19 protein-coding genes and 1 pseudogene are annotated in these 24,139 nt (G+C 64.5%); 14 read left to right on the top strand and 6 right to left on the bottom strand.

Annotated features, from left to right (window positions below; all coding sequences use genetic code 11):
* Positions 1–126: 126 nt before the first annotated feature.
* On the top strand, positions 127–1,197 hold the full coding sequence (locus ACVINW_RS38145; protein ID WP_456756060.1) for an alcohol dehydrogenase: 1,071 nt from the start codon (positions 127–129) through the stop codon (positions 1,195–1,197).
* Between the two features lie 115 nt (positions 1,198–1,312).
* Entirely contained in the window at positions 1,313–2,395 is a 1,083-nt protein-coding gene (locus ACVINW_RS38140; protein ID WP_456756059.1) for an isocitrate/isopropylmalate dehydrogenase family protein, read from the top strand.
* 174 nt (positions 2,396–2,569) lie between these two features.
* Here ACVINW_RS38140 and ACVINW_RS38135 read toward each other — a convergent pair whose 3' ends face one another.
* A complete protein-coding gene (locus ACVINW_RS38135; protein WP_456756058.1) occupies positions 2,570–2,899 on the bottom strand; it encodes a hypothetical protein in 330 nt (109 codons plus the stop codon).
* A gap of 431 nt (positions 2,900–3,330) precedes the next feature.
* A complete protein-coding gene (locus ACVINW_RS38130; RefSeq protein WP_016844123.1) occupies positions 3,331–3,726 on the bottom strand; it encodes a helix-turn-helix domain-containing protein in 396 nt (131 codons plus the stop codon).
* 566 nt (positions 3,727–4,292) lie between these two features.
* Here ACVINW_RS38130 and ACVINW_RS38125 point away from each other — a divergent pair.
* On the top strand, positions 4,293–4,604 hold the full coding sequence (locus ACVINW_RS38125; protein ID WP_456756057.1) for a hypothetical protein: 312 nt from the start codon (positions 4,293–4,295) through the stop codon (positions 4,602–4,604).
* Between the two features lie 51 nt (positions 4,605–4,655).
* On the opposite strand, the gene ACVINW_RS38120 is transcribed toward ACVINW_RS38125, so the two are convergent.
* The 3 genes from ACVINW_RS38120 to ACVINW_RS38110 form a co-directional block, all read right to left on the bottom strand.
* Positions 4,656–5,975 carry a dicarboxylate/amino acid:cation symporter gene (locus ACVINW_RS38120; protein ID WP_456756056.1) on the bottom strand — a complete coding sequence of 440 codons (1,320 nt, stop codon included), beginning with the start codon at positions 5,973–5,975 and terminating at the stop codon, positions 4,656–4,658.
* 102 nt (positions 5,976–6,077) lie between these two features.
* Positions 6,078–7,586 carry a sensor histidine kinase gene (locus ACVINW_RS38115; protein ID WP_456756055.1) on the bottom strand — a complete coding sequence of 503 codons (1,509 nt, stop codon included), beginning with the start codon at positions 7,584–7,586 and terminating at the stop codon, positions 6,078–6,080.
* 159 nt (positions 7,587–7,745) lie between these two features.
* A complete protein-coding gene (locus ACVINW_RS38110) occupies positions 7,746–9,020 on the bottom strand; it encodes a serine hydrolase domain-containing protein (protein WP_456756054.1) in 1,275 nt (424 codons plus the stop codon).
* Between the two features lie 146 nt (positions 9,021–9,166).
* Here ACVINW_RS38110 and ACVINW_RS38105 point away from each other — a divergent pair, with 146 nt between their 5' ends.
* From ACVINW_RS38105 to ACVINW_RS38080, 6 genes are all read left to right on the top strand, one after another.
* The gene (locus tag ACVINW_RS38105) at positions 9,167–10,081 is read left to right on the top strand and encodes an intradiol ring-cleavage dioxygenase (RefSeq protein WP_456756053.1); all 915 of its coding nucleotides are present in this window, start codon (positions 9,167–9,169) and stop codon (positions 10,079–10,081) included.
* Between the two features lie 348 nt (positions 10,082–10,429).
* On the top strand, positions 10,430–11,740 hold the full coding sequence (locus tag ACVINW_RS38100; protein ID WP_456756052.1) for a CmpA/NrtA family ABC transporter substrate-binding protein: 1,311 nt from the start codon (positions 10,430–10,432) through the stop codon (positions 11,738–11,740).
* A gap of 66 nt (positions 11,741–11,806) precedes the next feature.
* Positions 11,807–12,709, top strand: coding sequence for a nitrate ABC transporter permease (ntrB, locus tag ACVINW_RS38095; protein WP_456756051.1), 903 nt, complete (start codon positions 11,807–11,809; stop codon positions 12,707–12,709).
* Positions 12,710–12,719: 10 nt separating this feature from the next.
* Positions 12,720–13,514: an ABC transporter ATP-binding protein gene (locus tag ACVINW_RS38090; protein ID WP_456756050.1), complete on the top strand. Its 795-nt coding sequence runs from the start codon at positions 12,720–12,722 to the stop codon at positions 13,512–13,514.
* A gap of 77 nt (positions 13,515–13,591) precedes the next feature.
* Positions 13,592–14,017: a globin family protein gene (locus ACVINW_RS38085; RefSeq protein WP_456756049.1), complete on the top strand. Its 426-nt coding sequence runs from the start codon at positions 13,592–13,594 to the stop codon at positions 14,015–14,017.
* A gap of 217 nt (positions 14,018–14,234) precedes the next feature.
* Positions 14,235–15,134 carry an SMP-30/gluconolactonase/LRE family protein gene (locus ACVINW_RS38080; RefSeq protein ID WP_456756048.1) on the top strand — a complete coding sequence of 300 codons (900 nt, stop codon included), beginning with the start codon at positions 14,235–14,237 and terminating at the stop codon, positions 15,132–15,134.
* Between the two features lie 39 nt (positions 15,135–15,173).
* On the opposite strand, the gene ACVINW_RS38075 is transcribed toward ACVINW_RS38080, so the two are convergent.
* Positions 15,174–16,259 (bottom strand): substrate-binding domain-containing protein, encoded by a 1,086-nt coding sequence (locus tag ACVINW_RS38075; RefSeq protein ID WP_456756047.1) that lies wholly within the window; start codon positions 16,257–16,259, stop codon positions 15,174–15,176.
* Between the two features lie 117 nt (positions 16,260–16,376).
* Between ACVINW_RS38075 and ACVINW_RS38070 the strand changes: the two genes are divergently transcribed.
* The 5 genes and pseudogenes from ACVINW_RS38070 (at position 16,377) to ACVINW_RS38050 (ending at position 24,096) form a co-directional block, all read left to right on the top strand.
* On the top strand, positions 16,377–17,864 hold the full coding sequence (locus ACVINW_RS38070) for an aldehyde dehydrogenase family protein (RefSeq protein WP_456756592.1): 1,488 nt from the start codon (positions 16,377–16,379) through the stop codon (positions 17,862–17,864).
* Positions 17,865–17,991: 127 nt separating this feature from the next.
* A complete protein-coding gene (locus tag ACVINW_RS38065; protein ID WP_456756046.1) occupies positions 17,992–18,831 on the top strand; it encodes an aldo/keto reductase in 840 nt (279 codons plus the stop codon).
* Between the two features lie 277 nt (positions 18,832–19,108).
* Complete coding sequence (locus ACVINW_RS38060; protein WP_456756591.1) at positions 19,109–20,065, top strand: DMT family transporter; 957 nt, start codon at positions 19,109–19,111, stop codon at positions 20,063–20,065.
* A gap of 463 nt (positions 20,066–20,528) precedes the next feature.
* Positions 20,529–21,053 (top strand): annotated as a pseudogene (locus ACVINW_RS38055) (autotransporter-associated beta strand repeat-containing protein); the annotation flags it as partial.
* A gap of 178 nt (positions 21,054–21,231) precedes the next feature.
* Complete coding sequence (locus ACVINW_RS38050; RefSeq protein ID WP_456756045.1) at positions 21,232–24,096, top strand: autotransporter outer membrane beta-barrel domain-containing protein; 2,865 nt, start codon at positions 21,232–21,234, stop codon at positions 24,094–24,096.
* The last annotated feature ends 43 nt before the right edge of the window (positions 24,097–24,139 follow it).

Below are 24,139 nucleotides of genomic sequence, written 5' to 3'. Positions count from 1 at the left end.
TTGCGCTTAGATCTTCCTTCGAGCGCGCCGCATGGCGGCTTGCTCGAAAATGAGGTCATGAACGTTTGTCCCGCGCGGGCAGGCGTGGCAAGGTCCGCCACAACAACAAGCTTCGGGAGAACAGCGATGAAGAGTTTCCAGGTCGTCGATTTCAACGCCCCCTTGAAGGAGGTCGATCAGCCGACGCCGCAACCGTCCGGCACGCAGGTCCTGATCAAGGTCAAGGCCGCCGGCGTCTGCCACAGCGACCTGCACATCTGGGAGGGCGGCTATGATCTCGGCCACGGCCGCAAGCCGCTGTCGCTGAAGGACCGCGGCGTCTCGCTGCCGCGCACGATGGGCCATGAGACGGTCGGCGAGATCGTCGCGTTCGGGCCTGACGTCAAGGACGCCGACAAGGGCGGCCTCACGGTCGGCGACGTCGCGCTGGCCTATCCCTGGCTCGGCTGCGGCAAATGCCCGACCTGTCTCGGCGGCGACGAGAACATGTGCGCGATCAAGCCGAATGCGCTCGGCGTCTATTGCGACGGCGGCTACGCCGATCACATGACGGTGCCGCATCCGAAATATCTGCTCAACCTCAGGGGGCTCGATCCGGTCACCGCCGCGCCTTACGCCTGCTCGGGAGTCACGACCTACAGCGCGCTGAAGAAGGTCGAGAAGGATTTCGACACGCCGATCGTGATCTTCGGCGCCGGTGGGCTCGGACTGATGGCGCTCTCGCTGCTGAAGGCGATGGGTGGCAAGGGTGCGATCGTGGTCGATATCGACGCCAGGAAGCGCGAGGCGGCCGAGGCCGCCGGGGCGCTCGCGACCGTCGACGGCAAGGCGCCCGACGCGCTGGAGCAGCTGATCAAGAAAGCCGGCCAGCCGATCCGCGCCGCGATCGACCTGGTCGGCAATGCCCAGACCTCGCAGCTCGGCTTCGACTGCCTGACCAAGGGCGGCAAGCTCGTGATCGTCGGCCTGTTCGGCGGTGGCGCGCCGTGGGCGTTGCCGCTGATCCCGATCAAGGCGGTCACCATCCAGGGCAGCTATGTCGGCAATCTGCGCGAGACCCAGGAGCTGCTCGACCTGGTGTGGACCAAGAAGATTCCGGCGATCCCGGTGACACCGATGCCGCTCGCCAAGGCGAACGAGGCGCTGACCAATCTGCAGAAGGGCCAGCTCGTCGGCCGCGCCGTGCTGACGCCGTAGATCAACTCCCCGTCATTCCGGGATGGTACGTCAGCACCAGACCCGGAATCTCGAGATTCCGGGTTCGAGGCTCCGCATCGCCCCGGAATGACAGTTGTCTTCCAGAGGAATCCCCATGTCCGCCAACGACGCTCTTCACATCGCAGTTCTCGGCGGCGACGGCATCGGCCCCGAGGTGATGGCGCCGGCGCTCGAAGTGCTGCGCAAGATCGAGGAATCGGCCGGCCTCAAATTCCGCTTCACCGAGGCACCGGCCGGCGCCGGCCATTACAAGGAGACCGGCAAGTCGATGCCGGACAGCACGATCAAGCTGTGCGAGGAGGCCGATGCGATCCTGCTCGGCGCCTGCGGCCTGCCGTCGGTGCGCTATCCGGATAACACCGAGATCGCACCGCAGATCGAACTGCGCATGATCTTCGATCTCTATGCCGGCGTGCGGCCCGCGCGATTGATCCCGGGCGTGTCGAGCACGATCGTCGGCGCCGATCAGAAGGGCATCGACCTCGTCGTGATCCGGGAATCGACCGAGGGCCTGTTCGCCTCGATGGGCAAGGGTGTCGTCACCGACAGTGAGGCGCGCGAGACCATGGTGATCACGCGCCACACCTCCGAGCGGCTGTTCGAGTTCTCGTTCCGGCTCGCCGAACGCCGCAAGGCGCGCGGCAAGGTTGGCGGCGGGCTGACCTGCGTCGACAAGGCGAACGTGTTCAAGGCGTTCGCATTCTTCCGCAGCATCTTCGAGGAGACCGCGAAGCGTCACCCCGACGTCAGGGCCGATCACCTCTACATCGACGCGACCGCGGCGGCGCTGGTGAAGCGTCCATGGGATTTCGACGTCATGGTGACCGAGAACATGTTCGGCGACATCCTGTCGGATCTCACCGCCGGCCTGATCGGCGGCATGGGCATGGCACCGTCGGCCGACATCGGCGACCGCTACGCGGTGTTTCAGCCCTGCCATGGCACGGCGCCCGACATCATGGGGCAGGGCAAGGCCAACCCGACCGCGATGATCCTGTCGGCCGCGATGATGCTGGACTGGCTCGCCGACAAGCACGGCCTCGAAGGCGCAGCCGAAGCCGGTGAGCGGATCGAGCGTGCGGTCGACAAGGTCTATGCCGGCGGCATCAAGCCGTTCGAGTTCCGCGGCAGCAACGGCACCGCGGATGTCGCGAAGGCCGTGCTGGCGGCGCTTTAGAGCATGATCCGGAAAAGTGAAAGTGCAATGAGAATTCGATCCAATCTCATCGCGCTTTAGTGCGCCGGCGCTCAATTCCCAACGCGGGCGATGCTCGCTCCTTGGGTGACAACGGCAAAGCAGTTGCGCGGGGTGACGGGAAAGAGGAGGGGGCCGAAGCCCCCTCGAGGGTGATCAGCGCCGGTGTCCGCCGTGGTGGCCGCCGCCATGATGGCCGCCACCGCGATGACCGCCGTGATGCCGGTGCCCGTGATGATGGTGGCGCGGGTAGAAGTGCGGACGATGATGCCATCCATGATGCCGCGGTCCGTAGTAGCCATAGCCCGGTTGCCAGTAGCAGCGGCCCCAGCGGTCGCAGACCTGACGCACCTTGTCGACATTGGACGTTTCGCCTGCGATGCGGTCGGCCTGCGGCAGCCCGTTCGGCATCGCCGATGCCGCGCCGGACAGCAACGCTGCGCTTCCGAGCGCGGCGAGTCCAATAACGGCAAGCTTGATATTCATTGAGATCTCCTTGGTTGAAGCCTGAAAACGTCCATGCGGCCACTTCGTTGCTGCGACAAAAAGACGAGCCGTGCACTTGGTTCTGGCGACGTTGGTTCAACGCAGGAAATGCGGGAGTTGTGAGATTGTCGCGTGCGCGGGCGACAATTGGCCGCGCGACAGAATGGCGACGAAGGGCGCGCGTGCAGTGCATGCGATACGCAGTCAGCGCGCGCGAACTGGATCATCTGCGTTCGGAAGCCGAACTGGCGAAGCCCGGATCACAAGTTCTTGAGAGCCCTCGCCGAAGAAAAAAGCGCTGCCATCCGCCGATGGCAGCGCTTTGACAACTTCCCGGCTCCACCGGCGTGTTGCGGTCGCGGCGACCGGCCAGCGGCCGATCGCTGCGGCGTGGTGGATCGCGTTCGCGGCCTCGCGACCCGATCCGCGGCTCAGTCTTCGTTGGCGGCGATCGATTCCATCAGCGACACCAGCTGGCGCTGCACGGTCTGATCCTTGATCTTGCTGTAGGCGCGCAGCAACCGGAGGCTGAACGCGCTGTCGAGGAACAGCAGGCTCTCGACTTCGCGGGCCTTGTTGTCGCCGTCATAGAAGAAGGTGACCGGCACATCGAGCGCGGTCGCGATCTGCTGCAGGCGGGCGGCGCCGACACGGTTGACGCCCTTCTCGTACTTCTGGACCTGCTGGAAGCTGACGCCGAGCTTGTCGCCGAGTTCGGCCTGCGAGATCTTCTGCTCGACACGGCGCAGGCGAATCCGTTTGCCCAACTCAATGTCCGGCTTGCCGGCGCTGCGCTGCTTCATCTTCTTTGCTGCTGATCTGTTCATTCTTGTGACCCGTCCTTCAAATCGAGAATCCCTGGCCCGGTCGGGTCAGAGACACGTTGATGATGTACCGCGTTAAGCTCGAGTGGATCGTCAGTTCGTCCGAACGACGAATTCCAAGAAGATCGCGGGATGGTATCCAAACGCATTGGCGCGTTGGAAGCACCCTTTACCGATACGGCCGACTACCTGAAGTCGATCGCACCAAGGTGTCTCTCGACACCCCGCCCTCAACATTTGGCAAAATATTGACCAAATCACAACTAGCGCGAGTTTGATCGTCACAGATTTTGCGCGCATGCTTACTGGGCGGCACTGCACTCCGCCCGTAGTTCTACGGGCGGCAATATTGTACGGGCGTCTTTGCAAGGATGCAACCCCAGCTAGTGCACCCTGAGGTCGCGGCGATGGTCCAGGGTTGCTTGACTGAATCGCCGTCAATGCGAAAAGTTTGACCTAAGTCCAAGTCGGGCTTTCGGAATGTTGCTGGACAATTGCCCAAAAGTTCTGAATCATCCGGAACAAATCTGTGCCTACGAGAAGTCGGCGAACTCTGGCGGGAGAGGCCAATGAAGCGAAAGAGGGGTACTCCCCGACTCTACCTCGCGGCTTCGGGAGTGGAAGATATGCCGGTGGCAAATACGGAAGAACGGTTGCTGGCACTGCTTGCAACTCTGGAAGAATGTCACGCGTTTCTGACCGACCGGGCGAATACGGAGACAGCACGGCTGCTGTCCCTTGCCATCCTCGAACTCCGGATGGAACTCCACAAGGTGACGGATTCCGAACTGAAGGCGCTGTGTGACATGATCGCGTCGGACGAGCCGGTGCAAGAACCGGCGACCAGGCCGTTGCCGCCCTATCTGAGGCTGATCAAGTAAGCGAGCGCCCCGCGCCAGGCGCGGGACGCTGCCGATTTTGAGCCGCGCCGCTCAACCTGCGGTCACGTCGACCGCCTCGGCGCCCTCGAGCACGCGACGGGCCTTGTCACGGTCCAGGTCACCTTCCCATGCCGCGACCACGACGGTGGCGACGCAATTGCCGATCAGATTGCCGACGGCGCGCGCCATGCCGATGAACCAGTCGACCGAGAGCACCAGCACGAGGCCGATCGCCGGGATGCTCGGCACCGCATTGAGCGTCGCCGCCAGGATCACGATCGCCGAGCCCGGCACGCCATGCGCGCCCTTCGAGGTGATCAGCGACACGCCGAGCACCAGCAGCAGGTCGCCGAACGACAGCGGCGTGTTGGTCGCCTGGGCGATGAACACGACGGCGAGCGTCAGATAGATCGAGAACGCATCGAGGTTGAAGGAGTAGCCGGTCGGGATCACGAGGCCGACCACCGAGTCCTTGACGCCGAGCCGTTCGAGCTTGCGCATGATCTGCGGCAGCACCGCGTCGGAGGATGCGGTGGCGAGCACGATCATCAACTCCTCACGCAGGTAGCCGAGGAATTTGAGGATGTTGATGCCGGCAAGCGCCATCACCCCGCCAAGCACGCCAAGCACGAAGATTGCGACCGAGATGTAGAACAGCGCGACCAGCGACAGCAGCTGCTTCAGCGAGCCGACGCCGTATTTGCCGACCGTGTAGGCGACCGCGCCGAGCACGCCGATCGGTGCGAAGCGCACGATCAGGCCCATCGCGCGGAACAGCACGGTCGAGACCGCGTCGATGAAGGAGGTGATCTTCTCGCCCTTTTCGCCGCCGACCAGCGCCAGGCTGACGCCGAAGATGATGGCGAAGAACAGCACTTGCAGCACGTCGTTGCGCGACAGCGCGTCGAACGAGGTGGTCGGGATGATGTTGAGCAGGAAGCTGCCGACGCCTTCGCCCTTCAGCTTCTGCGCATTGCTGGCGTAGTTGCCGAGCGCCTTGGGGTCCAGCGTCGAGGTGTCGATGTTCATGCCGTGGCCGGGCCCGAACAGATAGGCGAGCAGCAGGCCGACGACGAGCGCGACCGTGGTCATGGTCTCGAAATAGACCAGCGCCTTGACGCCGACCCGTCCGACCTTCTTGAGGTCGCCGGCGCCGGCGATGCCGTGCACAACGACGCAGAACACGATCGGCGCCACGATCATCGAGATCAGCTTCAGGAAGGCATCGCTGAAGATCTTCAGCCCGATCGCGAAATCGGGCGCGGCCATGCCGATGATGATGCCGAGCAGCAGCGCGACGAGCACCTGCACGAACAGCGATGTGTAGAGCGGCTTTCGTGCCACGGTGGCTTCGGCTGCAATGGTCGACATGAACTCCCCCTGTTTCTGGCCGGTGCTTCTTGCCGGCCGAACCCGTCCCATCTTAGCAACTTGCGTGCCAAGATGTCGCAGGATTGGGGGCGATTTGCGCGGTCATTCGCCGATTTCGAGGGTGCTGGTCACGGTGTAGACGACGCCATCGGGCCGGAAATCGACCGTGGCCTCGCCGCCGAGCTGGTCGCGGGCGCTGCGCTCGATCAGCCGGGAGCCGAAGCCGCGCTGCACCGGCGCCGCCACGGGCGGGCCGCCGGCCTCGGTCCAGATCATCCGGAGCTTCGGCCCGGGGCCTTCTTGCAGGATCTCCCAGTCCAGCGTCACCGTGCCGGTGTCGTTGGACAATGCGCCATATTTGGCGGCGTTGGTCGCCATCTCGTGCAGGATCATCGACAGCACCAAAGCGAGCCGCGGCGACAGCGGTACGCGCGGTCCGAACATCCTGACCCGCTCGGAGGTGTTCAGGAGATAGGGCCGCAGCACGCGGCTGACCACGTCCTGCAAGTCGGAGCCCTGCCATTTGTCGGTCGAGAGCAGATTGTGCGCCTCGGCCAGCGCGCCGAGACGTCCCTCGAATTTCTCGCGCTCGGCGCGGCTCGCGCTGCGGAAGGTCTGGGTGGCGATCGATTGCAGGATCGCCAGCGTGTTCTTGACGCGGTGGTTGAGTTCCTCGATCAGCAGGTCGTGCAGCATCTCGCCGCGCGCGATCGTGGTCGCCATCCGCAGGGCAAAGCCGAGGCCGACCATGAGCAGGACGCCGCCGATCACGCTGGTGATCGAAAGGGTGCGCCACAGCGGCGCCACCAGCGAGTTCTCGGCGATCCCGGCTGCGACGGTCCAGTCGGTGACGCGCGAGCGGGTGAAGCCGGTGATCAGCGCCACGCCTTCGAGCGAGACCGTCGGCAGCGTCGCCTCGCTGCGGCGGAACATCTCGGCAAACAGCGATGGCGATGCGTGCTGACCGATGGTCGCCTGCGGATTCGGCACCCGCGCCAGGTTGACGCCGTCGCTGTCGAAGATCGAGATGGTCCAGTCCTGGTTGAGGCGCTGCTTCTCGATGATGGCCTGGAAGACATCGATCGGCGGGCTGAAGGAGATGTCATAGAGCACCTCGCCGTCACGGATCACCGGCACTTCGACGGTGATGATCAGCCGCTGCTTCACCGCGCCGAAGAACAGGTTGGAGTATTGCGGCTGCCGGGTCGCGAACACCTTCTCGACGATTGCGAGATTGTTGCGCGGCGGCAGGCTCGCGGTATCCGTCGTCAGCGAGGAAAACGCCTGGCGTCCGCTGCGGTCGGCCACCAGAATCACGCCGTCCTTGCCGTACTGGTCGAGGAAGCCGGCCGCGACGCGGCGGAAATTGCCGAAGTCGCTGTTGCGCAGCGAATTGGTCAGCGCGAGCACCTCGAGCCCGCCGGTCATGCGCTGCATTTCCGCGTCGAGCAGCAGGCGCACATTGCGCGCGGTCTCCAGCACGCGCTGCGTGGCGGCCTGGCGCTCCTGTCGGTAGTTATGAAAGACGATGCCGACCGCGAAAATGATCAGCGGCAACATCGTTCCCGCGACCAGAAGCGCGAGACGCACTGGCAATGTCAGTTTCGGCACATAGTCCCCGGGTCGGTGCCCATTTGCTGTAAGCTTAGGGGAGGCGGGAAAAATCCGCCAAAGGAAACAGCTTGATATCAGAAAGCTTCCGCGGCGCCATGATGCTCAAGCGAGGTGTGCGCCGCGGAATAGCTTTTGCAATTGCTGGGAGCCCCGGCGTCAGAGGTTGCTCTCGGTGATCGCGGCGTAGACCATGGTGCGCAGCTCGCGCCGCAGCGGATAGGCGCTCGACGGCAGCACCTGGGTCATGAAGATGGTGATCAGCTCTTCGGCCGGGTCGATGAAGAACGACGTCGTCGCGGCGCCGCCCCAGTTGAATTCGCCCGGGCTGCCCGCGATCAGCGTCTGCGACGGATGCATGGTGACCGCGAAGCCGAGGCCGAAGCCGATGCCGTTATAGGCGGCTTCGGCGAACATCGAGCGCGACATCGCCGGCAGGTCGACGCCGCCGGGCAGGTGGTTCGAGGTCATCAGCTTCAGCGTCTTCGGGCCGAGCAGCCGGACGCCGCCGAGCTCGCCGCCATTGAGCAGCGCCCGGCAGAAGGTCAGATAGTCGGCTGCGGTCGAGCACAGTCCGCCACCGCCCGAGATCAGCGAGGGTGGCGACAGGAATGAACTCGTCGTCGGATCGTCCTGCAAGGTCAGCGTGCCCTTGCGCTCGGCGGCGAGCGGATTGAAGCCGCCCTGCGGGTCGGCCGAGTAGCAGGCGGCAAAGCGGTGCGCCTTGTCGGAAGGCACGAAGAAATCGGTGTCGTTCATGCCGAGCGGCTTGAAGATGCGCTCCTTCAGAAATTGCTCGAACGGCTGGCCGGAGATCTTGCCGACGAGATAGCCGAGCACGTCGGTCGAGACCGAGTAGTTCCAGGCCTCGCCCGGCGAGAACTCCAGCGGGATCTTGGCCAGGTCCTCGATCATGCTGTCGAGCGTGCCGGCCTTGATGACCTCGCCGATCTTCTTCTCGCGATAAGCGGCGTCGACATTGGAGCGCTGCTGGAAGCCGTAGGTGAGGCCCGAGGTGTGCCGCAACAGGTCGACGATCTGCATCGGCCGCGTCGGCGGACGGGTCAGGAAGGCGGGCGCAGTGCCGGCGACGAACACGCCGAGATTCTTCCATTCCGGAATGTACTTTGCGACCGGCTCGTCGAGCGCGACCTTGCCTTCCTCGACCAGCATCATGAAGGCGACCGAGGTGATCGGCTTGGTCATCGAATAGATGCGGAAGATGGTGTCGTCCTTGACCGGCACCTTGCGCTCGAGATCGGCAAACCCCTGGACGGTGGAGTGCACGATCTTGCCGCGGCGGTAGATCAGGACCTGGGTGCCGGGAAAGCGGCCGGCATCGATGTAGCGGCTCTTCAGATGCGCTTCGAGACGGTTCAGCGCGGCGGTCGACATTCCCGCGGATTCGGGCGAGGCAGGCGTGGGGGCTAACATCGGGCGTTTCTCCGGCTGGCAAGGCAGCCTTGATAGCCGAAAAGTGTCTGTTTCACCAACCGGCCGCTGCTTACCGGCGCAGGGCCGGTGGTGTAGGCTCGCCGGCGCAATCGTGCTCCAAAAAGGGGTTCAAGGGAAACGCCGAGATGACCCAGTTCAACGAAACCGAGCTCACCGCCGCCGTCATCCGCAGCTTCGACCAGACGCCCGATCCCAGGGTCAAGTTCCTGCTTCAGGAACTGGTGAAATCGCTGCACGATTATGTGCGCAGGACCGATCTCACCTTCGAGGAGTGGGACCACGCGATCGGTTTCCTGACCCGCACCGGGCAGAAATGCACCGACATCCGCCAGGAATTCATCCTGCTGTCCGACGTGCTCGGCGTGTCGATGCTGGTCGATGCGGTCAACCACCGGGATCGCGACGGCGCCACCGAGACCACCGTGCTCGGGCCGTTCTATGTCGGCGAGCACAAGGTGACGCCGCACGGCACCGATGTCTCGGCGAGCCTGCCCGGCGAGCGCATGTTCGTGCAAAGCCGCGTCACTGACCTCGACGGCAAGCCGCTGGCCAACGTGCCGGTCGACATCTGGCACGCCGACGACGACGGATTCTACGACTCGCAGAAGCCGAGCTATGCCACCGAAGGTCCGTCGTCGCGGGCGCGCTTCATCACCGATGCCGACGGCCGCTTCTTCTTCCGCACCATCGTGCCGTGCAGCTATCCGATCCCGACCGACGGCCCGGTCGGGCAGATGATCACGCAGACCAACCGTCACCCGATGCGGCCGGCGCATGTGCACTTCCTGGTCAACGCCAAGGGCTACGAGCCGCTGATCACGCATGTGTTCGTCGAAGGCGACAAGTACATCGACTCCGATGTCGTGTTCGGCGTGAAGGACGAACTGATCGCCAAGGTCGAGCGGCGCACCGATGCCGTGATGCCCGACGGCCAGCGATCGGATGGGCCGTGGAGCCTGATGACCTACGAAATCCGCGTGAAGCCCGGTGGCGGAATGGCGCCCGCGCCGCTCGGCACCAAGGTCACCGAAGACGCCTGATCGTCATCCTCCAAGCCGTCTGCCCAGTTTTTGTGCGTCGCACAACAATTGGGCGAATCGCAATTTTTGGCAGCGTGCGGCAAGCTCGCGCATGCTGCGACATGTTGCGCAAGACTTTGCAATAAAATCAATTTTTGCAATGCGGTAGCTTGGCACAAGGCTTGAATAGTCAAGTGCCGACGCCATTGAAGCCGTCCCTCGAGGCCACCCCATCGGATTTCTGACGCCGCCAGTCCCGGGGCCTCCCCGGTGCATGCCCTTTTGCGCCCTGCGCGCGTCGCCACCCGACGGGGGGTGTGCCCGACGCACAGCCGCAACACCGCAACGCAACGACGCAAAGGACGACCGATGACCAAGCCCAGCAACACGCCCCCGAGCCGTGCGATCAGCCGTCGCCGCCTGCTGAAGGCGACCGGCGGCGCCGCCGCGCTGCTCGCCGCAGCCAAGCTCAACTTTCCCGCTGGTGCATTCGCGCAAGGTGCGGCCCCCGAGGTGAAGGGCGCCAAGCTCGGCTTCATCGCGCTGACCGATGCCTCGCCGCTGTTCGTCGCCAAGGAGAAGGGCATCTTCGCCAAATACGGCATGCCCGACGTCGAGGTGCAGAAGCAGGCCTCGTGGGGCACCACGCGCGACAATCTGGTGCTCGGCTCCGAGGGCAACGGCATCGACGGCGCGCATATCCTGACCCCGATGCCGTATCTGATCTCGGCCGGCAAGGTGACGCAGAACAATCAGCCGACGCCGATGTACATCATGGCGCGGCTCAATCTGAACGGTCAGTGCATCTCGGTCGCCAAGGAATATGCCGATCTCAAGGTCGGCCTCGACACCGCGCCGTTCAAGGCGGCGCTGGAGAAGAAGAAGGCGTCCGGGAAGGCCGTGAAGGCCGCGATGACCTTCCCTGGCGGCACGCATGATCTCTGGATCCGCTACTGGCTCGCAGCCGGCGGCATCGACCCCGACAAGGACATCGAGACCATTGTGGTGCCGCCGCCGCAGATGGTGGCCAACATGAAGGTCGGCACGATGGACTGCTTCTGCGTCTGCGAGCCGTGGAATCTGCAGCTGATCCACCAGGACATCGGCTACACCGCGATCACGACCGGCGAGCTCTGGGACAAGCATCCGGAGAAATCGTTCGGCCTGCGCGCGGCCTGGGTCGACAAGAACCCGAAGGCCGCGAAGGCGCTGCTGATGGCCGTCATGGAAGCCCAGCAATGGTGCGAGAAGATGGAGAACCGCGAGGAGACCGCGGCGATCTGCGCCAAGCGGCAGTGGATCAACTGCCCGGTCGAGGACATCACCGACCGCATGAAGGGCAAGTTCGACTACGGCACCGGTCGCGTGGTCGAGAACTCGCCGCAGCAGATGCGGTTCTGGAAAGACAATGCGTCCTATCCCTATCAGAGCCACGACCTCTGGTTCCTCACCGAGGATATCCGTTGGGGCAAGTATGAGGCGGGCTTCGACACCAAGGCGCTGATTGCCAAGGTGAACCGCGAGGATCTCTGGAAGGAGGCGGCCAGGGAGCTCGGCGTGTCCGAAATTCCGGCTTCCACCTCGCGCGGCAAGGAGACCTTCTTCGACGGCAAGGTGTTCGATCCGGAGAATCCCGCCGCCTATCTAAAGTCGCTGTCGATCAAGCGCGTCGACGTCTGAGCCGACGACCAGAGGGCCGCGCTCTTCCTGCGCGGCCCGTCGCCCGACCACGGAGATGCTTTTTCAATGTCGATGCCTGCCATGAAGACCGAAATGTTGGAAGTCGCGACCCCGCCGGCCGCTGTCGCGGCGCCGGTCGTGACCATGACGCCGAAGCGCGCACCGCGCGCCGAGGCCTACGCCAGGATGGCGAAGGAGACCGCCGCGCGCGTCGTCCCGCCGCTGATCGTGGTCGCGTTGCTGCTCGTGGTGTGGGAGCTGGTCTGCCGGCGCGCCGGCTCCAGCCTGCCGCCGCCGTCAAAGGTGTTCAAGGACACCAAGGAACTGATCCTCGATCCGTTCTTCGACAATGGCGGCATCGACAAGGGCCTGTTCTGGCATCTCTCCGCCAGCCTGCAGCGCGTCGCCTACGGCTATTCGCTGGCGGCGATCGCCGGCATCGCGCTCGGCACGCTGGTCGGACAATCGGTCTGGGCGATGCGCGGGCTCGATCCGCTGTTCCAGGTGCTGCGCACGATCCCGCCGCTGGCCTGGCTGCCGTTGTCGCTTGCCGCGTTCCGCGACGGCCAGCCCTCGGCGATCTTCGTCATCTTCATCACCTCGGTGTGGCCGATCATCATCAACACCGCGGTCGGCATCCGCAACATCCCGCAGGATTACCGCAACGTCGCCGCGGTGGTGCAGCTCAATCCGGTGGAGTTCTTCACCAAGATCATGATCCCGGCGGCCGCGCCCTACATGTTCACCGGCCTGCGTATCGGTATCGGTCTGTCCTGGCTCGCGATCGTCGCCGCCGAGATGCTGATCGGCGGCGTCGGCATCGGCTTCTTCATCTGGGATGCGTGGAATTCCTCGCACATCAGCGAAATCATCCTGGCGCTGTTCTATGTCGGCATCATCGGCTTCGTGCTCGACCGCCTCATTGCGGGTCTCGGCAAAGTCGTGACCCGCGGCACCGCCGCCAATTGAGGGACAAATCATGCAGGCCTATCTGAAGCTCGATCACATCGACAAGACGTTTACCCGCGGCAGCGCCACCACGGAGGTGTTGAAGGACATCAACCTGACGATCGAGAAGGGCGAATATGTCTCGATCATCGGCCATTCCGGCTGCGGCAAGTCGACCCTGCTCAACATCGTCGCCGGCCTCACCGGCGCAACCAATGGCGGCGTGCTGCTGGAGAACCGCGAGGTCAATTCGCCCGGGCCAGATCGCGCCGTCGTGTTCCAGAACCACAGCCTGCTGCCGTGGCTCACGGTGTACGAGAACGTCAAGCTCGGCGTCGACAAGGTGTTTGCCAGGACCAAGAGCAAGGCCGAGCGCGACGCCTGGGTGATGCACAATCTCAGCCTGGTGCAGATGGCGCATGCCAAGGACAAGCGGCCGAGCGAGATCTCCGGCGGCATGAAGCAGCGCGTCGGCATCGCGCGTGCACTTGCGATGGAGCCGAAGGTGCTGCTGCTCGACGAGCCGTTCGGTGCGCTCGATGCACTGACCCGGGCGCATCTGCAGGACTCGGTGATGGCGCTGCACCAGAAGCTCGGCAACACCATCCTGATGATCACCCACGACGTCGACGAGGCCGTGCTGCTGTCGGACCGCATCGTCATGATGACCAACGGCCCGAGCGCGCGGATCGGCGAGGTGCTCGAGGTGCCGCTGGCGCGGCCGCGCAAGCGGCTGGAGCTCGCGACCAATCCCGGCTACCTGAAGTGCCGGCAGCGCGTGCTCGAATTCCTCTACGAGCGCCACAGCTTCGTCGAGGCGGCATGAGCGGACGCTTGCTCATGTGAAGTGCTTTTTCTGTCTCGCCGCAATGGCGCGGCGAGGAAGCGTGCACGGAGGCACACATGACGGAAGACCAGGTCAAGCTCGTCCAGGAGACCTTCGCCAAGGTGGCGCCGATCTCGGAGCAGGCGGCGGTCATCTTCTATGACCGCCTGTTCGAGGTCGCACCGGCGGTGAAAGCGATGTTTCCCTCGGACATGACCGAGCAGCGCAAGAAGCTGATGGGAACGCTCGCTGTCGTTGTCAATGGATTGAGCAATTTGCCGTCGGTGCTGCCCGCCGCGAGCGCGCTGGCCAAACGTCATGTCGGCTATGGTGCCAAGCCCGAGCATTATCCGGTGGTCGGTGGCGCGCTGTTGTGGACGCTGGAGAAGGGCCTTGGCGAAGCCTGGACGCCTGACGTCGCCGCTGCATGGACCGCCGCCTACGGCACGCTGTCCGGCTACATGATCTCGGAAGCCTACGGCAGCGCGCAGGCGGCCGAATAAGGTCGGCTGTCGTCGGCGTTCGCCGCACGACATGCGTGCGTAGCGCGCTGGGCGCCATCCCGCGTCGTTGCGAGCGCAGCGAAGCAATCCATGCCTCGGCGTGCGGGGACGTGGATTGCTTCGCTGCGCTCGCAATGACGCAATGTCCCCAGCGCATTCGACGCCGCGAGCCTTCTCCACTATGGTCCAGCCCGTTCCGCCAAGGGGTGAACCAACAATGATGTTCCTGGAAACGCCGCCAAAACTGATCCCGACCGAGATCTTCTCCACCGTGCCCGCCGAATTCCGCCGCAAGGTGGCGAGCGAATGGGCCGACGCCAACCGACCGGGCGCGGTGACCGACTGCTTCATCGAAGGGCCGTCGTTCGATGCCGATGGCAATCTCTACATCGTCGACATTCCGTTCGGCCGCATCTTCAGGATTGCGCCGGACAAATCATGGTCGCAGGTCGCCGAATATGACGGCTGGCCGAACGGGCTGAAGATCGACCCGATGGGCCGCATCCTGATCGCCGACTACCGGCACGGGCTGATGGAGCTCGACCCCAGATCGGGCGCGGTCACGCCGCTGCTGCGCTCGCGCAATTCGGAATCGTTCCGCGGCTGCAACGATCTGCACATCGCCTCCAATGGCGACATCTATTTCACCGATCAGGGCCAGACCGGGCTGCACGATCCGACCGGCCGCGTCTATCGGCTGCGGGTGAACAGCGCGCTCGACTGCCTGATCGACACCGGCATCAGTCCGAACGGTCTGGTGCTCGATCCGCGTGAGGCCGTCTTGTTCGTTGCGATGACGCGCGACAATGCGGTCTGGCGCGCGCCGTTGATGAAGGACGGCAGCGTTTCCAAGGTCGGACGCTTCTGCTCGCTGTTCGGCCCGAGCGGACCCGACGGCATGACGATGGACAAAGCCGGGCGGCTGTTCGTCGCGCACGCCTCGCTCGGCCATGTCTTCGTGTTCGCGCCGAACGGCGAGTGCATCGCGCGGATCAAGTCCTGCGCCGGACAGAGCTGCACCAACGTCGCGATCGGCGGCGCCAACCGCGATCGCCTCTACATCACCGAATCCGTGACTGGATCGGTATTGGTCGCCGATATCGGCGGATTGGCCTGATCGTTACACACCAGTCCAGCCGCCGCCCCACGTGGCTGGTCAGCGGTCGGAATGCATCTTCTCGAGAAATTCCTTCACGCCGCTGACGGCGCCGGTCTGCGAGGCGACATAGCCGGGAAGGGCGCCCACGGCCTTGTGAAACTCGCTGCTCTTCATGATCGCGAGCACGCGCTGCATCGGCTCGGTGTCGAGGAACGCACGCTTGCAGACGAAGAAGTAATCTTCCGTCAGCAGGCGGATGAAATCGAGCCCGAATTGCCGCGCGGCGGCCTCGACACCAAAACTCGCATCCGCCATGCCGCTCCCGACATAGGCGGCGACCGCGGCGTGGGTGAACTCCATGTGCTGGGCGCCGTTGATCCGGCCTTCGGGGATCTTGTGCAGCGCCAGCAATTGATCGAACAGCAGCCGGGTGCCGGAATCGTGGTCGCGGTTGACGAAACGGGCCTTGCGCTCGACCAGGTCCTTCAGCGTGGTGATCTTCAGCGGGTTGCCGCGCTTGACCATCAGGCCCATCTCGCGGGTCACGAAATTGATCACGCGGTCCTCGCGCGGATCGAGCCATTCGCGGCAGGCCTTGATGCCCTGCGCCCGCAACTCGCCGCGCGGCAGGTGCACGCCGGAGAGATCGCAGGCGCCCTGCGCCAGCGAGAGCAGCGAGTTCTGATTGCTGACGTAGCGCAGGTCGACGCCGACGCCGCTTGCGCGGTCGAGGAACTCGCGCAGCTTGGACACCGCAAAGCCGTGGCTGGCGTGGACGCGGATCACCTGCGGCCGCTGCTCGAGGAACGGCTTGATCTCGGTGACCAGTTCCTGCGCGAGGTTCTGCAATTGCAGGCTGAGCCGCGCCTGCATGCGCTCGCCGGCCCACACCAGCTTCTCGCCGAATGGCGTCAGCTTCGAGCCCTTGCCGCGCTGGGTCTCCACCAGCGGCACGCCGAAGAATTCAGACCATTGCTCGATCAGGTTCCAGACATGGCGATAGGACAAATGCGCGTCGTTGGCGGCGCTGGTGATCTTCCCGGTCTTGCGGATCTCGTTGAGGATGCCGAGCATCACCACCGCGGTCTGCGGCGAGTTCTCCTTGCGAAAGCGCCAGACGGTCTCGATTTCGATTTGCAGCATCGCGGTCACCGCTTATGAAGCTGACTTCATATCCTGGCATGCCAATAGGCACAAGATATCATATTTACTGCTGATCACAGCCTCCTAGGCTGAGGGACAAGACCAGGAGGAAATATGATGTCGATTGCATATGATTATGATTATGAACGCGATCGCCGCGCCCCGACCGTCAGGGACGAATTGCTGCTGATCGACGGCGCCCGTGTCCGCTCGCTGTCCGGAAACAGCTTCAAGTCGCTCAATCCCGCCACCGGGCAGGTGATCGCCACGATTGCCGAGGGCAACGAGGCGGATGTCGACCGCGCGGTCGCGGCCGCGCGTCGCGCCTTCGATGGCCCTTGGCGCACCATGCGCGCCGCCGAGCGCGGCCACCTCCTCTTGAGGTGGGCCGAGTTGCTGAAGCAGCACGCGGATGAAATCACAGAACTGGAGAGCCTCGATGCCGGCAAGCCGATCTCGGCCGTGCTGCGCCAGGACTTTCCTGCCGCCATCGACACGCTGACCTATTACGCCGGATGGGCTGACAAGATCAGCGGCGACGTGGTCTCGGCGCGCGACGATGCGCTGACCTACACGGTGCGCGAGCCGGTCGGCGTGGTCGCCGCGATCGTGCCGTGGAATTTCCCGCTGATGATCGGGATGTGGAAGTTGGCACCCGCGCTGGCCTGCGGCTGCACCGTCGTCATGAAGCCGGCCGAGCTGACCTCGCTGTCGGCGCTGCGGATCGGCGAGCTCGCGCTGCAGGCGGGGCTGCCGAACGGCGTGCTCAACATCGTGACCGGTCCCGGCCGTTCCGTCGGCGAGGCGCTGGTCAATCACCCCGATGTCGACAAGGTGACGTTCACCGGCTCGCCCGGCGTCGGCCGCGGCATCATGAAGGGCGCCGCCGGCAACTTCAAACGGGTCTCGCTCGAGCTCGGCGGCAAGTCCGCCAATGTGATCTTCGACGATGCCAATCTCGAAGCCGCCGCCAAGGCTGCCGCGGCCGGTATCTTCTTCAATGCCGGGCAGGTCTGCTCGGCGGGCTCGCGCGTGCTGGTGCAGGAGAACGCCTATGACGAGGTGGTGGAGCGCCTGGTCGCCCGCGCAGAAGCCTTGCGGATCGGCGATCCCGCGGAGCGCACCACCGTGCTCGGGCCCGTGATCTCCGAGAAGCAGATGCGCTCGATCCTCGACTATGTCGAGATCGGCAAAAACGAAGGGGCACTGCTCGCCACCGGCGGTGAACCTGTCGGCGACCGCGGCTATTTCATCAGCCCCGCGGTGTTCGCCAATGTCGCGCATGAAATGCGGATCTCGCAGGAAGAGATCTTCGGTCCCGTCGTCAGCGTGATCAAGTTCAAGGACGAGGCGGATGCGCTGCGCATCGCCAACGGCACGGCGTATAGCCTCGCCGCCGGCGTCTGGAGCGCCGACATGGGCCGCGTGCAGCGCTTCGCCAAAAAGGCCCGCGCCGGCACGGTGTGGATCAACACCTATGGCTACACTGACGTGCGGTTGCCGTGGGGCGGCGAGCGCGACTCCGGCCTCGGCCGCGAGCACGGCACCGCCGCGCTCGACAATTTCACCGAGCCGAAGGCGGTGTGGATGAATCTCAACGCGTGAGGATCGTCGAGAGGCGCGGGATCACGCCCGCCAACAAGTGTCGTCCCGGCTTCCGGGACGACGCGTGAGGGGACATCGCCTCACACTTCGTCTATGGTGCACGCGGACGGCAAGGAACGAGGCGACCGTGCAGACAAAAAAATTCGGCAACAGCGGCCCGCAAGTCTCGGTGATCGGGCAGGGCACCTGGTACCTCGATCGCGGTGACCGCAAAGCGGCCGTTGCGGCGCTGAAGCGCGGCATCGATGCCGGCATGACGCATATCGATACGGCGGAGATGTATGGCGACGCCGAGCTGGTGATCGCCGATGCCATCGCCGGCCGCCGCGACGAGCTGTTCCTGGTCTCCAAAGTGCTGCCGAGCAACGCCTCGCGCCGCGGCACCGTCACCGCCTGCGAGCGCTCGCTGAAGCGGCTGAAGACCGATCGCCTCGATTGCTATCTGCTGCACTGGCGTGGAACCTATCCGCTCGCCGAGACGGTTGCGGCGTTCGACGAGTTGGTCGCATCCGGCAAGATCCGCTCCTGGGGCGTCAGCAATTTTGACACGGATGATCTCGACGAGCTGCGCGATGTCGCCGGCGATGGCAAGATCGCCTGCAACCAGGTGCTCTATCATCTGCAGGAGCGTGCCATCGAGCACGCCGTCATTCCGTGGTGCGAGCAGCACGGCGTCGCCGTCGTCGCCTACTCGCCGTTCGGGCACAATGATTTTCCGTTGCCGTCGACCAAGGCCGGCACGGTGCTGCAGCAGGTCGCGCAGGCGCATAAGGCGACGCCGCGCCAGGTCGCGCTGAGCTTCCTGACGCGGCTGCCGTCGGTGATTGCGATCCCGAAGGCATCGAACGCGGAACACGCGGCGGCGAATGCGGCCGCAGGCACGCTCACGCTCAGCGGCGACGAAATCGCCGCGCTCGACAGGGCCTTCCCGCGCGGGCCGAAGCCGCGCTCGCTGCCGATGCTCTGATAGGTCACACGACGATCCAGAGTCCCCGCAAATTCGCGGGATTCACGCGTCCGCTCCACACAGGTGTTAACAAACTGTTGCAGGTGCGGCCGCATTGCGGCTGCGGCGGGCGGTCGCGCGCGCTGGTGCATATCGGAGTTCCGTTTTCGGGCATTGTTCTCGCGGCGGAATTGGCGTTCTGTACGAACAGCAGATTCCCCTTATTTTGCTCATCGAGATTGCCGTGACACCGCCCCCCGCCGCCGTAGCCGCCAGGCTGGACAGCGTTCCACTTTCATTGCCCGCCAAGACCGCGCCCTCAACGACAAGCGTCGCACGAAACAAGGCGCCTGCGCGCACCGACCGGCCCTTCAAGGGCATCGCGCTGATCCTGCTGTCGACGGTGTTCCTGGGAACGTCGGACGTCACCGCGAAATATCTTTCGTCCACGCTGCCGTCGATCGAGATCGCCTGGATCCGCTTCCTGGTGTTTGCGCTGATCATGACGCCGGCGATGCTGCCGGGCTCACCGCTGTTTGCGCTGCGCAGCAGCCGGCCCGGCCTGCACGTGCTGCGCGGCGCCGCGCTGCTCGGCTCGTCGCTGATCTTCATCACGGGACTGGGCTTCCTGCCGATCGCCGAAGCCTCGGCCACCAGCTTCGTCTCGCCGCTGTTCGTTACCGCGCTGTCGATCGCTTTCCTCGGCGAGCGGGTCGGCATGCGGCGCTGGATCGCGACCGCGGTCGGTCTCGCCGGCGTGTTCATCATCCTGCGGCCGGGCACCAGTGCCTTCCATCCCGCAGCGGTCTTTCCGCTCGTCTCGGCGCTGGCCTGGGCCGGCACGCTGATCCTGACGCGCATGATGAGCGGCAGCGAGCGCCCGGTCACCGTCATGACCTATTCGTCGATTGTCGGCGTCGCCATCGTCAGCGCACTGGTGCCATTGGTCTGGGTCACGCCGACCTGGCACGACATCATGTTCGGCATCCTGATCGGCGTTGCCTCCACCGTCGGACAGTGGATCGTGGTGCTGGCGTTCCGTTACGGCGATGCCTCGGTGCTGGCACCGTTCTCCTACACGCAACTGCTGTGGGTCAGCGTCCTCGGCTTCCTGATCTTCGGCGAGGTGCCCGACCGCTGGACCATCCTCGGCGCCGGCTTCATCGTCGCCTCGGGCCTCTACACCGCGCATCGCGAGCGCGTCAGGCGGTCGCAGTTGCTGACCACGGCCAGCGAGCCGTCGCCGAACGCCTGACCGGGGCTGCCGGAAATCGTGCGCTGGTTGCAAATGTGCACGCGCTAATCGTTGCACGGGTGCAACAGGGCGGCTGAAAACTTCGATTTCGTGACGCTGAATCAAGGGATTTCGGAAACAATCAGCAATCTCGCGTTCGCCGCGTGCTAACCTGACCCCAAGAACGCCGCAGAGCGTTTCGGGGGCGGTGCAAGTGCATTTTGGTTTGTCGTCTTTATCATCGGGATGTTGGCCGCGGAGAGACGTGATCGCGCTCTCGCTCTGCGCCCTGGGCGTTGCGGTCGCGTTGCCGGTCAGCTCGGCACAGGCGCAAAATTTCACCTGGGGCGGCTCGACCAGCACCGCCGACTACCAACTGTCGACCAACTGGACGACGTCGGCCGGCGCGCCGCCGATCTTTCCGGCGCAGTCGGCGATTTTCGATATAGCGGGATCGGCGACGGTCACCGTCGGTGCCGGGCCGATGTTTCCGGACTCCTGGACATTCACGGCCAATTCGCAGTCCTACACCATCGGCGGCCAACCGGTTAACTTCGCTTTGACGGGGCCGAGCGGCGGCCTGATCAACCTGGCCAACAGCGGCCAGACCGTCACCATCAACGCCAATATCAACGACGCCTTCACGCCTGGCGTGATGGTGCAGCAGCTCGGCAACAGCACGCTGGTGCTTGCAGGCACCAATGGCTACACCGGCGGCACCTTGATCTCGGCCGGCACCGTGCAGGTGACGAACGCGGATTCGGTCGGCACGGGTACCATCACGCTCAACGGCGGCACCTTCCAGATGCAGTCGCCGACGGTCGTGAGCGTCGCCTTCGCCAACAACATTGCGGTCAACGCCGCCGGCGGCACGGTCGATGCGAACGGCGCCCAGGTCAACCTGCAGGGCGTGATTGCCGACGGCGCCGGCGCCGGGCTCCTTCGCCTGATCGATTCGTCCGCATCGTTCAGCTCGAACGTTCAGCTCTCTGGCGCCAACACCTATACCGGCGGCACGCTGGTGGTCGATACGACCGTCGTCGTCAGCAACAACAAGTCGGTTGGGTCAGGCACGGTCACGCTCGACAATGCGTCGTTCCAGGCCGATGGCCTCAGCAACCTCGCCTTCGGCAAACAATTTCAAGATCAACGCGTCGGCGATCGGCAGTGCGATCGACGCCAATGGCGTGACGCTGACGATCGCCGGCAACATCGCCGACGGCAACGGCCCGGGCAAGCTGACGGTACTGGACAATTCGGGCGGTCTCGGCCGCGTGGTGCTCACAGGCACCAACACCTATACCGGTGGCACCACGATCTGCGATTGCGCGACGTTGCAGCTCGGCGATGCCACCCACACGGCCTCGATCGTCGGCGAGGTCACCGTCGACGGCAAATTCGACATCGTCAACGCGAACACGTCAGGCATCACCAAGATCGTCAACGACGGCCTCAACGGGATTGCCACCACGACGTTCTACAATGCCACGTCGGCGTCGACGGCTGTGATCGTCAACCAGAATTTCGGCATCACCGAGTTTCGCGACTTTAGCACCGCGGGCAATGCCACCGTGAGCAACACCAACGGTGCGCTCACGATCTTCCGCGACGCGAGCTCCGCCGGCAGTGCGTCGTTCAACAACGGTACCGGTAGCGCTCTGGTGTTCGGCGACGCGCTTGGTCCTCCCGGCGGCGCCGACACCAGCACGGCCGCCAAGGCCACGATCGTCAACCATGATGGCGGTAACACGGTGTTCCTGGGCCATACCAACGCGGGCCAGGCGAACATCACCAATCACGATAGCGGTTTGACGCAGTTCTTTGAATTCTCGTCGGCCGGGTCGGCAACGCTTGTGACGAGCGCGACCGGCTATCTCGGCTTTGTCCAGCACAGCACGGCGGCGAACGCGACGATCGATAACAGCGGCAATACTATTTTCGGCGGGTTCAGCGTCGGCGTCGATGCGCCGACCGCCGGCAACGCGAATATCACCAACCGTTCCGGCGCCGAATTGACCTTTGAGGCCTACTCGACGGCCGGCAGCGCCACCATTACTACCGAGAGCGGCGCCCGCGTCATCTTCTTCGGCAATTCGACCGGTGGTACCGCGCAGTTCATCACCCAGGGCACCGGCTTTGTGGACTTCGGCCGCAGCTTTGGGCCGAACGGCGACGGGCGCATCACGGCAGGTTCGATCGCAGGGTCAGGCACCTACTACATTGGTGGCAGCAACACACTCACCGTCGGCAGCAACAACCTCTCGACCACCGTCAGCGGCGTGATCGCCGATCTCAATCCGTGTTGCGTCCCGCTTAACGGTGCGAACGGCAATCTGGAGAAGACCGGTAGCGGCACGCTGACCCTGTCGGGCTTCAACACCTATTCGGGCACGACCACGGTCAATGGCGGCGTTCTGCAGGTCGATGGCGGGATCGCTTCGTCGTACCTCACCACGGTGAATTCCGGCGGCACGCTTTCGGGCATCGGCACCGTCAATAACACGACGATTGCAAGCGGCGGCATCCTGATGCCCGGCAACGCGACGCCAGGCACCTACCTGACCGTGGGCGGCAATCTCGCGTTTCAGTCCGGCGCGCTGTATCTGGTGAGTGTCGGCTCGACCGCATCCACCTTCGCCAGGGTGACGGGCACCGCGACGCTCGCCGGTTCGGTCGGCGTCAGCGCCGTCGCCGGCAGCACGATTGCCAAGCAATATACCATCCTTTCGGCCGTCGGCGGCCGCAGCGGAACGTTTGCCGGCGTCGATTCAACCGGGCTGCCGTCCAATCTCGTGGCGACGCTCGGCTACGACACGAACAACGTCTATCTCAATTTCACGCTCGACTATGGCACTGCTTCGAAGCTCAACATCAATCAGGGCAACGTCGCCACCACGCTGCAAAATTTCTTCAACGCCAATGGCGGCATCAAGGCGGTGTTTGCCGGCCTCTCGCCGAATGGCCTGACGCAGGCCTCGGGCGAGGGCGCGACCGGATCGCAGCAGGCGACGTTCAACGCGATGAGCCAGTTCCTCGGTTTGTTGACCGATCCGTTCGCCGCCGGGCGTGATGGCGGATTTGGTGGCGGCGCGGCGGCCACGCCGTTTGCCGAGGAGAGCGCTTCGCTCGCCTATGCAACGCGCAAGACGGAGCCGCGCGACGCGCTGGCCGCGATCTATGCCAAGGCGTCCCCGCAGCAGCTCGATTTCGCGCAACGCTGGAGCGTCTGGGCGGCAGGCTATGGCGGCTCGCAGACCACCAGCGGCAACGCGGTGCTCGGCTCGAACAACACGAGCAGCAGCATCTATGGCACGGCGGTCGGTGCCGACTACCGTCTCTCGCCGAACACCATCGCAGGCTTTGCGCTGGCCGGCGGCGGCACCAGCTTCAGCGTCAACGGCCTCGGCTGGGGCCGCTCGGACCTGTTCCAGGCCGGCGCGTTCGTCCGCCACACCGTCGGCGCGGCCTATCTGAGCGCGGCGCTCGCCTATGGCTGGCAGGACATCACCACCGACCGCATCGTCACCGCCGCAGGCGCCGATCATCTGCGTGCCAGCTTCAATGCCAATGCGTGGTCGGGCCGGCTCGAGGGCGGCTATCGCACTGCGACGCCGTGGATCGGGCTGACACCTTATACGGCAGCCCAGTTCACCAGCTTCGAGCTGCCGGCTTATGCCGAGAGCGTGGTTGCCGGTGGCGGCGCCTTCGCGCTGAATTATGCCGCGAAGAGCGTCACCGATGTCAGGAGCGAGCTCGGCCTGCGCAGCGACAAGTCGTTCGCGATCGATAGCGGCATCCTGACGCTGCGCGGCCGCGTCGCTTGGGCGCATGACTTCAATCCCGACCGCAGCGTCGGCGCCGTGTTCCAGACGCTGCCCGGCGCGGCCTTCGTGGTCAACGGCGCGGCACAGGCCAACGACTCCGCGCTGACCACGGCCTCGCTCGAGATGAAGTGGCGCAACGGCTGGTCGGCGGCTGCGACCTTCGAGGGCGAATTCTCCGACGTCACCCGGTCCTACGCCGGCAAGGGCGTTCTGCGCTATACGTGGTGACCCTCCGTGCTATAGCGTCTTGAAGCGAAAGCCGGCGCGGACT

It is taken from the genome of Bradyrhizobium sp. USDA 4461 (assembly GCF_054055655.1).
Note: the sequence above shows the minus strand (reverse complement) of the source record. Positions and strands in the feature narration are given on the sequence as shown.

What these genes read in the sequence shown, in the direction of transcription:
- ACVINW_RS38145 (WP_456756060.1), top strand. Translation starts at nt 127, where the DNA reads ATGAAGAGTTTCCAGGTCGTCGATTTCAACGCCCCCTTGAAGGAGGTC.
- ACVINW_RS38105 (WP_456756053.1), top strand. Translation starts at nt 9,167, where the DNA reads ATGACCCAGTTCAACGAAACCGAGCTCACCGCCGCCGTCATCCGCAGC.
- ACVINW_RS38140 (WP_456756059.1), top strand. Translation starts at nt 1,313, where the DNA reads ATGTCCGCCAACGACGCTCTTCACATCGCAGTTCTCGGCGGCGACGGC.
- ACVINW_RS38135 (WP_456756058.1), bottom strand. Translation starts at nt 2,899, where the DNA reads ATGAATATCAAGCTTGCCGTTATTGGACTCGCCGCGCTCGGAAGCGCA.
- ACVINW_RS38120 (WP_456756056.1), bottom strand. Translation starts at nt 5,975, where the DNA reads ATGTCGACCATTGCAGCCGAAGCCACCGTGGCACGAAAGCCGCTCTAC.
- ntrB (WP_456756051.1), top strand. Translation starts at nt 11,807, where the DNA reads ATGTCGATGCCTGCCATGAAGACCGAAATGTTGGAAGTCGCGACCCCG.
- ACVINW_RS38070 (WP_456756592.1), top strand. Translation starts at nt 16,377, where the DNA reads ATGTCGATTGCATATGATTATGATTATGAACGCGATCGCCGCGCCCCG.
- ACVINW_RS38090 (WP_456756050.1), top strand. Translation starts at nt 12,720, where the DNA reads ATGCAGGCCTATCTGAAGCTCGATCACATCGACAAGACGTTTACCCGC.
- ACVINW_RS38125 (WP_456756057.1), top strand. Translation starts at nt 4,293, where the DNA reads ATGAAGCGAAAGAGGGGTACTCCCCGACTCTACCTCGCGGCTTCGGGA.
- ACVINW_RS38075 (WP_456756047.1), bottom strand. Translation starts at nt 16,259, where the DNA reads ATGCTGCAAATCGAAATCGAGACCGTCTGGCGCTTTCGCAAGGAGAAC.
- ACVINW_RS38085 (WP_456756049.1), top strand. Translation starts at nt 13,592, where the DNA reads ATGACGGAAGACCAGGTCAAGCTCGTCCAGGAGACCTTCGCCAAGGTG.
- ACVINW_RS38080 (WP_456756048.1), top strand. Translation starts at nt 14,235, where the DNA reads ATGATGTTCCTGGAAACGCCGCCAAAACTGATCCCGACCGAGATCTTC.
- ACVINW_RS38110 (WP_456756054.1), bottom strand. Translation starts at nt 9,020, where the DNA reads ATGTTAGCCCCCACGCCTGCCTCGCCCGAATCCGCGGGAATGTCGACC.
- ACVINW_RS38130 (WP_016844123.1), bottom strand. Translation starts at nt 3,726, where the DNA reads ATGAACAGATCAGCAGCAAAGAAGATGAAGCAGCGCAGCGCCGGCAAG.
- ACVINW_RS38100 (WP_456756052.1), top strand. Translation starts at nt 10,430, where the DNA reads ATGACCAAGCCCAGCAACACGCCCCCGAGCCGTGCGATCAGCCGTCGC.